At 72.1% G+C, this 14,725-nt stretch carries 13 protein-coding genes and 1 pseudogene; 11 read left to right on the forward strand and 3 right to left on the reverse strand.

All coding sequences use genetic code 11. From position 1 onward, the window contains the following. Nucleotides 1-2: 2 nt before the first annotated feature. The 11 genes and pseudogenes from yvcK to FRANCCI3_RS08260 all read left to right on the forward strand — a co-directional run bounded on the left by yvcK (nucleotide 3) and on the right by FRANCCI3_RS08260 (nucleotide 11,191). Nucleotides 3-1,085, forward strand: a complete 1,083-nt coding sequence (gene yvcK, locus FRANCCI3_RS08215) for a gluconeogenesis factor YvcK family protein (protein WP_011436074.1) — start codon at nucleotides 3-5, stop codon at nucleotides 1,083-1,085. Between the two features lie 14 nt (nucleotides 1,086-1,099). Then, on the forward strand, nucleotides 1,100-2,077 hold the full coding sequence (gene whiA, locus FRANCCI3_RS08220; RefSeq protein ID WP_076804536.1) for a DNA-binding protein WhiA: 978 nt from the start codon (nucleotides 1,100-1,102) through the stop codon (nucleotides 2,075-2,077). Between the two features lie 467 nt (nucleotides 2,078-2,544). Further along, entirely contained in the window at nucleotides 2,545-3,552 is a 1,008-nt protein-coding gene (gene gap, locus FRANCCI3_RS08225; RefSeq protein WP_011436076.1) for a type I glyceraldehyde-3-phosphate dehydrogenase, read from the forward strand. 165 nt (nucleotides 3,553-3,717) lie between these two features. Further along, nucleotides 3,718-4,920 (forward strand): phosphoglycerate kinase, encoded by a 1,203-nt coding sequence (gene pgk / locus FRANCCI3_RS08230; RefSeq protein ID WP_011436077.1) that lies wholly within the window; start codon nucleotides 3,718-3,720, stop codon nucleotides 4,918-4,920. Nucleotides 4,921-4,989: 69 nt separating this feature from the next. Beyond that, on the forward strand, nucleotides 4,990-5,916 hold the full coding sequence (gene tpiA / locus FRANCCI3_RS08235) for a triose-phosphate isomerase (RefSeq protein WP_011436078.1): 927 nt from the start codon (nucleotides 4,990-4,992) through the stop codon (nucleotides 5,914-5,916). Nucleotides 5,917-5,953: 37 nt separating this feature from the next. Continuing rightward, a pseudogene (locus tag FRANCCI3_RS24295) lies at nucleotides 5,954-6,192 on the forward strand (oligopeptide/dipeptide ABC transporter ATP-binding protein); the annotation flags it as partial. Further along, complete coding sequence (gene secG / locus FRANCCI3_RS08240) at nucleotides 6,193-6,423, forward strand: preprotein translocase subunit SecG (RefSeq protein WP_011436079.1); 231 nt, start codon at nucleotides 6,193-6,195, stop codon at nucleotides 6,421-6,423. It abuts the pseudogene before it with no gap. A gap of 74 nt (nucleotides 6,424-6,497) precedes the next feature. Beyond that, on the forward strand, nucleotides 6,498-8,264 hold the full coding sequence (locus FRANCCI3_RS08245; RefSeq protein WP_011436080.1) for an ABC transporter substrate-binding protein: 1,767 nt from the start codon (nucleotides 6,498-6,500) through the stop codon (nucleotides 8,262-8,264). Nucleotides 8,265-8,521: 257 nt separating this feature from the next. Beyond that, the gene (locus tag FRANCCI3_RS08250; RefSeq protein WP_011436081.1) at nucleotides 8,522-8,857 is read left to right on the forward strand and encodes an RNA polymerase-binding protein RbpA; all 336 of its coding nucleotides are present in this window, start codon (nucleotides 8,522-8,524) and stop codon (nucleotides 8,855-8,857) included. Between the two features lie 111 nt (nucleotides 8,858-8,968). Beyond that, complete coding sequence (locus tag FRANCCI3_RS08255) at nucleotides 8,969-10,573, forward strand: serine/threonine-protein kinase (RefSeq protein ID WP_011436082.1); 1,605 nt, start codon at nucleotides 8,969-8,971, stop codon at nucleotides 10,571-10,573. 228 nt (nucleotides 10,574-10,801) lie between these two features. After that, entirely contained in the window at nucleotides 10,802-11,191 is a 390-nt protein-coding gene (locus FRANCCI3_RS08260; protein ID WP_011436083.1) for an SHOCT domain-containing protein, read from the forward strand. A gap of 69 nt (nucleotides 11,192-11,260) precedes the next feature. Here the strand turns inward: FRANCCI3_RS08260 and pgl are convergent, their stop codons facing one another. From pgl to zwf, 3 genes are read right to left on the reverse strand one after another with little or no spacing between them, the layout of a single operon-like run. After that, nucleotides 11,261-12,058 (reverse strand): 6-phosphogluconolactonase, encoded by a 798-nt coding sequence (gene pgl / locus FRANCCI3_RS08265; protein ID WP_011436084.1) that lies wholly within the window; start codon nucleotides 12,056-12,058, stop codon nucleotides 11,261-11,263. Continuing rightward, nucleotides 12,055-13,167, reverse strand: a complete 1,113-nt coding sequence (locus tag FRANCCI3_RS08270; RefSeq protein WP_011436085.1) for a glucose-6-phosphate dehydrogenase assembly protein OpcA — start codon at nucleotides 13,165-13,167, stop codon at nucleotides 12,055-12,057. The genes pgl and FRANCCI3_RS08270 overlap by 4 nt, the downstream gene beginning before the upstream one ends. Nucleotides 13,168-13,187: 20 nt before the next feature. Further along, on the reverse strand, nucleotides 13,188-14,720 hold the full coding sequence (gene zwf / locus FRANCCI3_RS08275; protein WP_011436086.1) for a glucose-6-phosphate dehydrogenase: 1,533 nt from the start codon (nucleotides 14,718-14,720) through the stop codon (nucleotides 13,188-13,190). Nucleotides 14,721-14,725: the final 5 nt, after the last annotated feature.

Consider the following 14,725-nt stretch of genomic DNA (forward strand, 5'->3'; position numbering starts at 1 on the left):
CCGTGAACCTCAAGGGCGTAGCCGCGCGCTCCGACGGTCCGGACCGGGCACCGGCGGTCGTCGCCTTCGGCGGCGGCCACGGGCTCGCCGCCTCGCTCGCCGCGCTCCGGCAGATCACCTCGGCGCTTACCGCCGTGGTGACCGTCGGTGACGACGGTGGATCCTCCGGGCGGCTGCGCGCGGAGCTCGGCGCGCTCCCCATGGGCGATCTGCGAATGGCCCTGGCCGCGCTGGCCGGACCGGACGGATGGTCGACCACCTGGGCGGACGTGTTCCAGCACCGGTTCGGCGGCGACGGGCCGCTCGCCGGGCACGCGGTCGGCAACCTCGTGCTGACCGCGCTCGCCGAGCGCACCGGATCACCGGTGGCCGCGCTCGACTTGGCCGCCACCCTCCTCGGCGTGCGGGGGCGGGTGCTGCCGCTGTCGACCAGGGGCATCGATATCGTCGCCGACGTCGTGGGGCTGGATCCGGCGGCGCCCACCGCCGAGGTCGAGGTGCGCGGGCAGGCCGCGGTGGCCACGACCGGTGGACGGGTCGCGGGTGTCCGGCTGTCGCCGGCGGCACCGCCGGCCTGTCCGGAGGCGGTGACCGCGGCGGGCGCGGCCGACTGGATCATCCTTGGACCGGGATCGCACTACACGAGCATGCTGCCGCATCTGCTGGTTCCTGAGATGAACCGGGCGATCGCGACGTCCCGGGCGAACCGGGTGATGGTGTTGAACCTGACCGCCCAGCCGGGGGAGACCGAGGGATACACCCCCCAGGCCCATCTCCACTCCCTCGGCCGGCACGTTCCCGGCCTGCGGCTGGACGTGGTGATCGCCGATCCGACCGCCGTGCCCGACCCCGATCTGCTCGCCCGGGCGGCGGCGGACGTCGGTGCCCGGCTCCATCTGGCGCCGGTGCGGATCCCCGGCGCGCCCGTGCACGATCCGGTCCGGCTCGCCGCGGCCTTCCGTGCGGTGTTCGCGGGACTCCCGGAGGCGACCTGCCCGACGCCCGCGTCCCGGCGGCCGGTCACGCAGTACTCATCGTCCGGCGGACCGGTCCGCCGGACCCCATCCGGTGAAGCCAAGGAGTGATCGGTGTGGCGGCGATGACGGCCACCGTCAAGGACGAACTGAGCCGGCTGCGGGTCGCGAAGCCCTGTTGCCGGCGGGCCGAGATGGCGGCCCTGCTGCGCTTCGGTGGGGGGCTGCACATCGTCGGTGGTCGCATCGTGGTCGAGGCGGAACTCGATACTGGCGCGACCGCCCGCCGGTTGCGTCGTGAGGTCGCCGAGGTCTTCGGCTTCCCCTCGACGGTGGCCGTGCTGGCCGCCGGTGGGCTGCGCCGCTCGGTGCGCTACATCGTGCGCGTCGAGCGAGACGGCGAGCAGCTCGCGCGGTCCACCGGCCTGCTCGACCAGCGTGGCCGTCCGGTGCGCGGGCTGCCGCCGCAGGTGGTCACGGGCTCCGCCTGTGACGCCGCGGCGGCCTGGCGGGGCGCGTTCCTCGCCCACGGTTCGCTGACCGAGCCGGGTCGGTCCTGCTCGCTGGAGGTGACCTCGCCTGGTCCAGAGGCCGCGCTCGCCCTGGTCGGCGCGGCGCGTCGGCTGGGGGTCCAGGCCAAAAGCCGGGACGTGCGCGGCGTCGATCGCGTCGTCATCCGCGACGGCGACGCGATCGGCGCGCTGCTGACCAGGATCGGTGCGCACGACAGCCTGCTCGCCTGGGAGGAACGGCGGATGCGCCGGGAGGTCCGGGCGACCGCCAACCGGCTGGCGAACTTCGACGACGCCAACCTGCGCCGCTCCGCCCGGGCCGCGGTGGCCGCCGGCGCCCGGGTGCAGGCCGCGATGCGCATCCTCGGCGACGACGCCCCGGAGCACCTGCTGGCGGCCGGCCGGTTGCGCATCGAGCACGCGCAGGCCTCCCTGGAGGAGCTGGGCGCGCTCGCGGACCCGCCGCTGACCAAGGATGCGGTCGCCGGCCGGATCCGCCGGCTGCTGGCGCTCGCCGACAAGAGGGCCAACGCGCTCGGTATCCCCAACACCGAGGCGAGCGTCTCCCCGGATCTCCTTGAGAACGCCTGAGCAACAGCGGCCCAGGTCAGGCCCAGACATTTCATACCTGCAAGTCATACCCGCAAGTGGACTACTGGCCCAGTAGCACCATCGGGATCGGATGGCTCTTCGGGGCTCTTCGGGGTGGGACCCGCCCTGTGGGGCGCCCGCCTGGGCGGTTCGGCCGGCGTCAGCGCGGGTCCACGGGATCTGCCGGCCCCCGGCCCTGCGCGGAGGCGCACCGGCGGTGCGGCAGCGCAGCCATGTGATGGGATGTAGTTTCCGGGTGGGGCGTGCCCGCACCGTGTGAGGAGACCAACATCGCACGGTTCGGATTCCCGCCGATGATGTGCAAACTCGTTAGGCTCCTGCCTCGACAGCGCCACACGAACGACAGCGCCACACGAACGAGAACGTCACAACCGAACGACGACGTCGCGATGGAACGACGGCGTGACTATCGAAACGACGAGACAAGACGGTAGGGAGTCCTGGACGTGGCTACGCGGGTGGGTGTCAACGGCTTCGGGCGAATCGGTCGTAACTTCTGGCGGGCGCTCGCGGCGAGCAACCGGAACGATCTCGAGATCGTCGCGGTCAACGACCTGACCGACAACAAGACTCTCGCGCATCTGCTCAAGTACGACACCACGCTGGGTACGCTTTCCGCTGCGGTCGGTGTCGTTGACGAGGGTATCCGCGTCGGTGATACCGTGATCAAGGTGCTGGCCGAGCGCGACCCGGCGGCGCTGCCCTGGGCCGATCTGGGCGTGGACGTCGTCATCGAGTCCACCGGCCGCTTCACCAAGGCGGCGGATGCGGGCAAGCACCTGCAGGCGGGTGCCAAGAAGGTCATCATCTCGGCGCCGGCCAAGGACGAGGACATCACTGTGGTGATAGGCGTGAACGACGACGCCTACGACCCGGCCAGGCACCACATCCTGTCCAACGCATCCTGCACGACGAACTGCGTCGCGCCGATGGCGAAGGTGCTCGACGAGGCCTTCGGTATCAGCCAGGGGCTGATGACCACCATCCACGCCTACACCAACGACCAGGTCATCCTGGACTTCCCGCACTCGGACCTGCGGCGGGCGCGGGCTGCGGCGCAGAACATCATCCCGACCACCACGGGTGCGGCGAAGGCCACCGCGCTGGTCCTGCCCCACCTCAAGGGCAAGCTCGACGGACTGGCGATGCGGGTGCCGGTCCTCGACGGCTCGGTCACCGACCTGGTGGCCACCCTGGACAAGAAGGCCAGCAAGGAAGAGGTCAACGCGGCGTTCAAAGCGGCGGCGGAGGGCCCGCTGAAGGGCTACCTTGTCTACACCGAGGACCCGATCGTCTCCTCTGACATCGTCAACACCCCGGCGTCCTGCACGTTTGACTCGCTGCTGACGATGTCCGCCGGCAATCAGGTGAAGGTCGTCGGCTGGTACGACAACGAGTGGGGCTACTCCAACCGGCTGGTCGACCTGACCGCGCTGGTCGCCGCGCGTCTCTAGGCCCGCGCGCCGCTGGTCGCCGCGCGCCGCTGGGCCCGCGCGCCGCCGGCAGGCGAAACCCGTCGGGCGGCGCCGGTCCTCCCCGGCCGTTCCTCCCGACCGGGCCGGAGAGGATCCTCTCCGGCTCTTCCTCGACAATTTCTCTCCCCAATGGAGTAACGAAGCGTGAGGACGATCGACGACCTGCAGGTCGCCGGGCACCGAGTGCTGGTCCGCAGTGACCTGAACGTGCCGCTGGATCGTTCCGGTGACACCCCGCGCATCACCGACGACGGCCGGGTCCGCGCCAGCGTCCCGACCATCTCCGCGCTGCTGGACCGGGGCGCCCGGGTGGTCGTGAGCTCGCACCTGGGCCGGCCGAAGGGCGAACCGGACCCGAAGTACTCCTTGGAGCCGGTGGCGGGTCGGCTCGCCGAGCTGCTGGGCCGGCCGGTGGCGTTCGCCGGCGACGGCAGCGGTGACATCGCCGGTGCGCATGCCCGCGAGGTGGTCGCCGGACTCGGGGACGGCGAGGTGGCCCTGCTGGAGAACCTGCGCTTCGCCGCCGGGGAGACCAGCAAGGACGCGGCGATCCGCGCGGCTTTCGCCGACGAGCTGTCGGCGCTCGCCGAGTTCTACGTCGGGGACGCCTTCGGCGCGGTCCACCGGGCCCATGCCAGCGTCGCCGACGTCCCGAAGCGGCTGCCGCACGCCGCGGGTCGGCTCGTGCTTACCGAGCTGGAAGTGCTCCGCCGGCTCAGCAGCGACCCGGCGCGTCCCTACAGTGTCGTGCTCGGCGGGTCCAAGGTGTCCGACAAGCTCGGCGTGATCCGCGCGCTGCTGCCCAAGGTCGACGCGTTGCTCGTCGGCGGGGGGATGTGCTTCACCTTCCTGGCGGCGCTCGGTCACGGGGTCGGCGGGTCGCTGCTGGAGACCGAGATGATCGAAACGTGCAAGGAGCTGCTCGCCGAGGGCGGGGAGCGGATCGTGCTGCCGACCGACGTCGTCGTCGCGGACAGGTTCGCCGCCGACGCGGACACCGCCGTCGTCGCGGCTGACGCCATCCCCGCCGGCTGGCTCGGGCTCGACATCGGCCCGGCGTCGACGGAGCTGTTCGCCGCGCGGCTGGCCGGAGCGGCCACGGTCTTCTGGAACGGGCCGATGGGCGTGTTCGAGCTCGCGCCGTTCGCCGCGGGCACCCGGGGGGTGGCCGAGGCGGTCGCCGCCGGCAAGGGGTTCTCCGTCGTGGGTGGCGGCGACTCCGCCGCGGCGGTCCGCACGCTCGGCATCCCGGAGGATGCCTTCAGTCACATCTCGACCGGCGGCGGCGCGAGCCTGGAATACCTGGAGGGCAAGACGCTGCCCGGGCTCGCGGCCCTCGATGTCTGATTTCCGCGGGACGTCCGGCCTCCGCGGGACGTCCGGCGTCCGCGGGACCTCCGGGGCCGGGGCCGGCTGATGGCCCTGCTGGGCCGGGGAAGATCTGAGCGAGGTTCCGACAGGGGATCCGGGAAGAACAGGGGATCCGGGAAGGACGAGGACGGCGTGGGCAAGGACAGGTCGGTGAAGGGCGCTGCCGGTTCAAAGGGCGCCGCCGGCGTCAAGGGCACCGGCCGACGGACGCTGGTAGCCGGCAACTGGAAGATGAACCTCAATCACCTCGAGGCGATCGCGCTGGTGCAGAAGATCGCCTTCGATCTCAAGCCCGCCGAGCTGGAGACCGTCGAGGTCGTCGTTCTCCCGCCGTTCACCGATCTGCGCAGCGTGCAGACCCTGGTGGACGGGGACAAGCTCGCCATCGCCTACGGCGGGCAGGACCTCTCCCCCTACGCGTCGGGTGCGCACACCGGTGACATCAGCGGGGCGATGCTGGCCAAGCTCGGCTGCGACTACGTCGTCGTCGGGCACTCCGAGCGCCGGGCCGACCACCACGAGGACGACGCGCTGGTGGCGGCCAAGGCGAAGGCGGCCTTCTCCGTGGGGCTCACCCCTATCCTGTGCGTGGGGGAGCCCGAGGAGATCCGGGCCGCCGGCACCCAGGTCGAGCACGTGCTGCGTCAGCTCGAGCGGTCGCTGGCTGGCATCACCGCCGAGCAGGCCGCGACGATCGTCATCGCCTACGAGCCGGTGTGGGCGATCGGCACTGGCCGCACCGCCTCCGCGCAGGACGCCCAGGACATGTGCGCGGCGGTCCGCGGCCAGCTGGCCAGTCAGTACGGCGATGAGATCGCCGCGGGGATCCGTGTCCTCTACGGCGGCTCGGTGAAGGCAGCGAACGCCGGCGAGCTGTTCACCATGCCGGACGTGGACGGCGGGCTGGTCGGCGGGGCGAGCCTGGTCGCCGAGGAGTTCGTCGGCATCGTGCGCAGCGGGCCGCCGGCCTGACGGCGGACGCGTCCGTACACTCGCCTACCGCGCACTCGCCCTGCCGCCGGCCGTCCCGGTGCCGGACCACCGGACCAGGCGAAGCACTGTCGGTGAGAGCGGATACTGTTGCGTGGCGACGTGTCCGGCCCGCCCGATCCCCTCAAGGCGTGCCGGTTCCACCCACGTTGCTGGAAGGCCGAGGAGGTGTGTAGGACGGTGGAACCGCCCTTGTCGGAGGTTCGGCCTGGGCACCGAGCGGCCTGCCACTTCCCCGAGGAGCGGGAGCTGGTCTAGATGACGATCGGTCTGTCGATCGCCCTGATTGTCGCGAGTATTCTGATGATCATGCTTGTGCTGTTGCACCGAGCCAAGGGAGGCGGGCTGTCCACCCTGTTCGGCGGCGGCGTGTCCTCGTCGCTGGGTGGGTCCTCGGTCGTGGAGAAGAACCTCGACCGGTTGACCATCGCTGTTGGGATCATCTGGTTCACCTGCATCGTCGGTCTCGGTCTGCTGCTGAAGAATTGAACGCCCAGTTCGGCCCGCGCCCTGGTCCCGGCCGCGGGAGTGGTCGCGGCCGTGGAGGCCGGCTGCCTCGCCTCGTGTCCGTGCTCGCCACGATCCTGCTCGCCACGGTCCTGGCTGCCACGGTGACCGCCTGCAGCGGTGGCTCGGGGGACGGATCGCGTGAGCTCGCTGCCAGTCCCACCCCGGCGACGACCACCACGCCCCCTCCGTCCGGCAAGCCGGGCGGCACGCTGCGGATCGTCACCCAGTGGATGCCCAGTGGCGATCCGGGCTGGGCCGACCAGCCCGGCGAGCGGGCGGTCAGCCGGCTCGTGACCCGCCAGCTGTACAGCTATCCCTCCGACGAGGACACGACGAAGTCGACCATCCCGCGGCCGGACCTCGCCGTCGGCGCGCCGGTCGTCACCGAGAACGGGCTGGTCTACACGGTGCGGCTGCGTCCCGCGGCGCGCTGGGACACCCCCAACCAGCGCCGGATCACCGCCAACGACGTCGCCCGCGGCATCAAGCGACTGTGCACGCCCCCGAACCCGTCACCGCTGCGCGGCTACTTCACGGCGACCATCGTCGGATTCCGGGAGTTCTGTGCCCAGCTGGCGGCGACCCCGGTCGCCGACGCCGCGGCCTTCGTCGAGAGCAGCACCGTGGAGGGCATCGAGATCGTCGGCGACGACACGCTCGCGTTCCACCTACTGGCCCCGGTGAACGACTTCGTGGACGTGCTGGCGCTGCCGGCGGCCTCCCCGGTGCCGCTGGAGGCCCTGGCCTACCCGCCGGACTCGCTGGAGTACCTGCACAACCTGGTCTCGGCCGGGCCGTACCGGTTCACGGTCGCCCCCGGCGAGGGGTACCGGCTGTCGCGCAGCCCATCGTGGAGCGCGTCCTCGGACGGGATCCGCCGCGCCCTGCCCGACCATATAACGATCTTCGACGGCCTGAGTCCGGAGGCCATGCAGCAGGAGCTGGAGAGCGGCGACGCGGACATGTCGCTCGACGGGAAGATACCCGACAGCCGGGCCGTGGAGCTCGCCAGGGCGAACGACCCCCGTCTCGTGGTCGACGGGGTCGGGGTCACCCTGGCGCTCACCGTCGGATTCAATGGGCCCTCCGCGGCCGCGCTGCGTGAGCTGTCGGTCCGCCGGGCGCTGCCCTACTGCATCGACCGGGTGAGCCTCGCGGCGGCGCTCGGCGGCCCCGAGTTCGCCGCTGCCGCCACCGGGTTGCTGCAGGAGACGATGACCGGCTACACCGACGCGGATCCCTTCCCGAGCCCGGCGGGACTCGGCGACGCGGCCCGTTGCCGGGAGGCGCTGAGCCATACCCCCGGCGGACCCGTCACGGCGCTGTCCCTGCTCACCACGGACAGCGCCACCGACGTGGCGGCCGCCGAAGCACTGCGGACCGCCTTCGCCCGTTCCGGTATCCGCCTCGACATCCGGATCCGGACCGGCGAGCGCTACCGTGCGGCAGCCGTCCACCCGACCGGGCAGTTCTGGGACCTGGCGCTCACTACTATCGCCCCGGACTGGTACGGCGACGCGGGCCGCACCGTCTTCCAGCCGTTGCTGGACGAGACGTGGGCCGGCCCCAGGCCGGCCGACGGCGGCTACCGGGATCCGGGCGCCCTGCATCTGCTCGCCACGGCGCTGCGGGCCACCAGCGAGGCGACCGCCGCGAGCAACTGGGCCGACCTGGAGCACACGCTGGTCGAGCAGGTCGCGGTGATCCCGCTGGCCGTCGTGCACACCCCGCAGTTCCACAGCACGAACGTCACCGCGTTCACGATCGTGCCGTCGATCGGCACCGCCGATCCGACCGCGGTCTCGCTGGGGTCCGGATGACAGCCGACCTGAACACGCTCCTCCCACCGGGGGTAACGCCAGGGGTAACCAGGCGGGGGTGGCCGGTGCATCCATGGGTGGCTCTCGCGGCCTACACTCCCTCCAGGACGTACCCGGAGGAACATCTGGGGAAAAGCGCCGGGAACGTCAGGTTTACGAAACCGGGTACGAGGTTTCGCGGCACTCGAGGCAGCGAAATCGGCAGGCACGGTTTCCGTGCTACCACCCATGGGACGAGACGAAGGAGCACGCGGGCCGTGGCAGGTGGCAACGCCATCCGGGGGAGCCGGGTCGGGGCAGGACCGATGGGAGAGGCGGAACGGGGCGAGACCGCGCCCCGGCAACGTATCTCCTTCTGGTGCGCTAACGCGCACGAGACGAGACCGTCGTTCGCCGCGGACGCGGCGATCCCCGACACGTGGGATTGTCCGAGCTGTGGTTTTCCGGCGGGACGGGATCGGGACAACACCCCGGCCCCGCCGCGCACCGAGCCGTACAAGACCCATCTCGCCTACGTGCGGGAACGACGGAACGAAAAGGACGGCGAGGCGATCCTCGCCGAGGCGCTCGCCAAGCTTCGGGGCGCATCCTAGCCCGGCCCCGGCCCCGGCCCCGGCCGACGGTCGCCGCCGGCGGCGACCGTCGGCGCACGCGCGCCCCGCCCCCGCTCCCGCAGCCGTTGCGCCGTCGCCGAGGATGCCCCTGTGACTGTGGATGGTGTCGGCATCGGCCCGCTCGTCGCCGGGCGGTACCGGCTCGTCGAACGGATTGGCTCCGGTGGGATGGGCACCGTGTGGCGGGCCCACGACGACGTGCTCCGGGTCGAGGTGGCGATCAAGGAGATCCGGGTCTCCGCCGACCTCGACGACGACGAGCGTGCCGCCGGAGTGGAGACGGCGATGCGCGAGGCCCGCAACGCCGCCCGGCTGCGGGGGAACCCACACGTGGTCACCGTCCATGACGCCGTGGAACACGACGGCCTGCCGTGGATCGTGATGGAGCTGGTCCGGGCCGGCACACTCGCCACGACGGTCAACCGGGACGGTCCCCTGCCGCCCGAGCGTGCCATCCAGGTCGGGCTCGCGGTCCTCGACGCCCTGGTCGCGGGTCAGCGGATGGGCGTGCTGCACCGGGACGTCAAACCATCGAACATCCTGCTGGCCGACGACGGCCGGGTGCTGCTGACCGACTTCGGCATCGCCACCCACGCCGCCGACCCGACCCTCACCGGCGGCATCGGCAGCGGCGGGACGCCCGCTTACATGGCGCCCGAACGCCTCCTCGGCGGCCCCGCGACCCTGGCCGGCGACCTGTTCGCCCTCGGCGCCACCCTCTACTTTGCCGTCGAGGGGGTCTCACCGTTCCAGCGCGACACGCTGCCCACCACTATCGGCGCCGTGCTGCACGCCGATCCGCCACCCTTCCTCCGGGGCGGCAGGCTGTCGGCAGCGATCGCCGGGCTGCTGGCCAAGAACCCGGCGAGCCGGCTGCGCGCGGAGGGAGCGCAGGCGTTGCTGACCTGGGCCGCGTCCCACCCAGCCGATTCCGCCCCGGCATCCCTGGTATCCCCGGCATCCCTGGTATCCCCGGTATCTCCGGCATCTCCGGCATCCCCGGCCGCGTCATTGCCGCCGTCCCCGGCGCCGGACGCGGTGATCCGGCGCCGGCACGGGTCGCGACCCGTGCCGTTCCCGCCGGCCTGGCCAGGGACGGCGCGGCCCCCCGGCGCGGTCGGGTGGGTCCGGTCGTGGCGGGCACCCCGGCTGATGGCCGGGGCGATGATCCTCCTGGTGCTGCTCGCCGCCGTGGCCGCCGGGGCGTACCAGCTGTTCGGCGCGGACGACGGCGGCGACGGCGACCGGCGTCGTGCCTCGCCGCCGACGGTCGCCACGCGGGATCCGGCGGGGGTCGGGTCGCAACCGGGCGCCGAGGCTGGCGAGGCGCTGCCCCCGGGCATGATCGGCAGTTGGAGCGGATCGGTGACGCAGGCGTTCGTGCACTTCAACGCCGAGCTGGTGCTGCGGGGCGGCCGGATCGGCGAGGTGATCGGCACGAGTGCCTACCCGGAGAGTGGATGCGCCGGCGAGCTCGTGCTGCGGGGGGTGTCCGGCGCCTCGGTCCGGCTCGAGGAACGTCTCACCCGGGTCGGGGCGTTGTGCTTCGCCGCCACCTGGCTGGACCTCGTGCTCCACGGCGACGGCACGCTCGACTGCTCGTATCCGGCGACCGAGATCAGTTCGGCGGGGCAGGCGACCATGCGCCGCTCGGCGCCCCCCATGTCCCCATCGTCCCCCGCGCCTCCGGGCTGACCGGGACTGCCGGCTGACCGGACTGCCGGGTGAGCGGGTGAGCGCGCTGGGCGGTCCACCCCCGGCGGGTGAGGCGGCGAGACGGGGGGAACGGCCCGGCGCGGGTATGAACGGACCGGGTCAGAAACCGGGTCCGGGCCGGAACCGGGGCCCAGGACGCCGGGACGGCCGTGGCCCGTCCAGGCCACCGCCCGACCACGGCGTGGACAGGTGGACAGGAGGTACTCCGTGGATCCCGATTTTCCGCTACTCAGTGTCTTCCTCTATATGCTGTGGTTTTTTGCTTTCATCCTGTGGCTGTGGCTGCTGTTTGCGGTGATCATGGATGTGTTCCGCAGCCAGGATCTGTCCGGATGGGCGAAGGCCGCCTGGACGGTCGCGATCGTGGTGCTGCCCTGGCTCGGCGTGATCGCCTACCTGATCGTGCGGGGTGGCAGCATGCACGAGCGCAGCCGCGCCGCGGCGCAGCGCGACGAACAGGCCTGGCGCGCCTACCTCCAGGAGGCCGCCGGGACAACGAGCGACGCCGACGAACTCGGCAAGCTCGCGCACCTGCGCGACCGGGGGATCATCAGCGAGGCCGAGTTCGAGCGGGGCAAGACCAAGATCCTGACCTGATCCGCCGGTGCCGTCCCGTGGGCCCGGCCCACGGGACAGGTCTACGGGACAGGTCGTCCACGGACCGTGTCACTGCCAGCCGGGCAGCCGGGAGGCGGCGGCCCGGTCGGCGAGCCACAGGCTGCGGTCGCGGCCGACGGCTCCCGTCGCCGGGATCGTGATCGGTCCCGCTCCGGAGAACGACGCCGCGACCGCATCGGCCTTCTCCTCCCCGGCGACGATCACCCAGACCTCGTGGGCGGACTGAATGGCCGGCAGGGTCAGCGTGACGCGTTCCGGCGGTGGTTTGGGGCAGTCATGCACGGCCACCACCGGTTCGGTCGCGACGACCGCGGGGGAGTCCGGGAACAGCGAGGCGACATGGCCCTCCGGGCCGAGCCCGAGGAGCACCACGTCGAAGCTCGGCACCGCCGATCCGGCGACGGCACGGGTGGCCAGCAGCGCGGTGTACTCCGCCGCGGCGGACTCCGGATCGGTATAGCCGGAGGCCGAGGCCCGTCCCTCGACGTCACCGCCCGCGGTCGGGGCCGCCAGATGGCCCATCGGGAAGATCCGTTTGGGATCCACCGGGATGTGATCGAGCAGCGCCTCCCGCGCCTGCCGCTCGTTGCGGTCGGGCGAGCCGGCCGCGACGAACCGCTCGTCGCCCCACCAGATGTCGACCTTGCCCCAGTCCACCGCGTCGAGAGCCGGGTTCGATCGCACCGCCCGCAGCAGGGCGATGCCGATGCCACCGCCGGTCAGGACGAGTGAGGCCTCCCCGCGGGCCGTCTGGGCGTCCACCAGCCGGGTGATCAGCCGGGCCGCGGCCGCCCTGGCCAGTACCCCGGCGTCACGATGGAGGACGAGCTCCGGCTCGGCCGTCATGCGCCACCCACCGTCCGTTCGTTGTTCGGGGCACTCGTCATCGGGGCGGTGCCCGGGGCCGCGGTGCTGGACGTCACGGTGCCCGACGTCACGGCGCCCGACGTCGCGGCGCCGGCGGCCAACGCGTCCGTGGTGCCCACGGTCTGGTCCATCGGGTCCCGCCAGATGTGCTCTCGGTGCGGCGAGCGTCTGGTCAGGTTCGGCAGGCCGCTCCAGGTACCCAGGGCCTCGGCGTAGACGGCGTCCTCGTCAAGCCGGCGCAGCTCCTCGGCGAGCAGGTCCCCGACGCCCCGGTCGGCCAGAGGCAGTACCCGGTCCGGGTACCCGGTGCGGGAGATCATCGCCGAGCGGGAGTCGGTGCGGGAGACGGCCAGCCGGTCCCCGTCGAGGGCGACGGCGACCGCGGTGATACCGGGCCGGCCGCCCGTCTCGTCGACCGTCACCGGGACGGCGAGCCTGTTCTGGAGCCAGCCGGCGAACAGCTGGGCGCTCGGATCGGCCCGGCCGGCGGTGATGACGGCCGAGTCCGGCCGCTCGCTGACCACCGCGTCGAAGGCGGCGGCGAGCAGGGTGCGCCAGGGCGACAGCCTGGTCCAGGACAGGTCCGTGTCGCCGGGGGCGAAGTCCGCGGCCCGCTGGAACAGGGCCGACAGCGGATCCGGGCTGGCGGTGACGTCGGTGACCCGCCGGTCGGCGAACACGCCGAGCGGGTCGTAGGCGATCCGGGCCGGCGGCTCGTCGTGCCACCAGGTGACCACCGGGGCGTCCGGTGCGAGCAGGGGAAGCACGACCGATTCCGCGTGCAGCGCCAACCGGCCGGACATCCGCATCACGACCGCTTCGCCCGGGCCGAGCCGACCGCCGATCGAGACCTCGGCGTCGAGCCGGGGATGCGGCACGTCGACCTGCCGGCGGACGACGATCAGTAGCCGGCACGGATGGGCCGAGGCCGCCAGCGTCGCCGCGCCCTCGGCGGCGCTGACGTGCTTTTCGTCGACGACGACGACGAGGGTCAGCGCCAGGCCGAAGGCCAGGGCTCCGGCCGCCCGTCGTTCGGCGGCGAGGGCCTTGACCACCTCAGAACCGGTGGTGTCCCACAATGTGGTCACGAGGGGCTCCTAATCCATGGTCATGGCCGCCGCCACCGGCGACCGTCGTGGGCGAGCATCTCGTCGGCGGCAGCCGGACCCCAGGTGCCGGCCCGGTAGCGGTGCGGGGTGGTGCCCGCCCAGTGCCGCTCCAGCGGATCGACGATCCGCCAGGACTCCTCGACCTCCGCGTTGTTCGGGAACAGCGTCGCGTCGCCGAGCAGCACGTCGAGGATCAGCCGTTCGTAGGCCTCCGGCAGCGCCTCGGTGAACGCCTCACCGAACAGGAAGTCCATCGCGACGTCCCGGACCTCCATCGCCGAGCCGGGGACCTTGGAGCCGAACTTGAGCGTGACCCCCTCGTCGGGCTGCACCCGGATGACCAGCTGGTTGTTGCCGAGCTCGGTGGTGGCGGTCTCGTCGAATGGCAGGTGCGGCGCCTTCTTGAAGAAGATGGCGACCTCGGTGACCCGCCGTGGCAGCCGCTTGCCGGTCCGCAGGTAGAACGGCACCCCGGCCCACCGGCGCGTCTCGATGCCGAGGCGCACCGCCGAGAAGGTCTCCGTCCGCGACTGCGCAGGGATGTCCTGTTCGTCGAGGTAGCCCGGGACCCGCTCCCCGGCGAGCCAGCCCTGCTCGTACTGCCCCCTTACCGCGTAGCGAGTGAGGTCCATGGGCAGCGACACCGCGCGGAGCACCTTCAGCTTCTCGGTGCGGATGGTCTCCGCGCCGAAGCTGACCGGCTCCTCCATCGCGGTCAGGGCGAGCAGCTGCAACAGGTGGTTCTGGAGCACGTCCCGAGCGGCGCCCGTCTCGTCGTAGAAGCCGGCCCGGGTGCCGATCCCGACGTCCTCGGCCATGGTGATCTGCACCGAATCGACGAACTGGGAGTTCCAGATCGGTTCGAACAGCGTGTTGGCGAAGCGCAGCGCGAAGAGGTTCTGGACCGTCTCCTTGCCCAGGTAGTGGTCGATGCGGAACACCCCGGACGGGGTGAAGACGTCGTCGACGAGCGCGTTGAGCTGCCGGGCCGACTCCAGGTCGTGACCGAACGGTTTCTCGACGACGACCCGGCGCCAGCCGCCCGAACCCGCGGCCGAGGAGAGCCCGGTGCGCTGCATCTGCTTGAGCACGACCGGGAAGGCCGACGGCGGGATCGACAGGTAGAACGCCGCGTTGCCACGGATACCGTGGGAGTGCTCCAGGCTCTCCAGCGTGCGGGCGAGCCGGTCGAACGCGGCGTCGTCGTCGAAGGACCCTGGCAGGAACCGCACGGAGCCCGCCAGCCGGTCCCAGACCTCTGCACGGAAGGGGGTGCGGGCGCCCTTCTCGGCGGCCTGCCGGGCGAACTCGGCGAAGTCCTCGTCGGGCCAGTCCCGGCGGGCGAACCCGAGCAGGACGAAACCCGGCGGCAGCAGGCCGCGGTGGGCCAGGTCGTAGACGGCGGGGATCAGCTTCTTGCGGGCCAGGTCGCCGGTAGCGCCGAACACCACCAGGGCGCTCGCGTCCGGCAGGCGCGGCAGTCTGCGGTCACGTGGGTCCCGCAGCGGGTTGGTACTCACCGTGGGCGCCACCCGTT

This window comes from Frankia casuarinae (assembly GCF_000013345.1).
GTDB lineage: Bacteria > Actinomycetota > Actinomycetes > Frankiales > Frankiaceae > Frankia > Frankia casuarinae.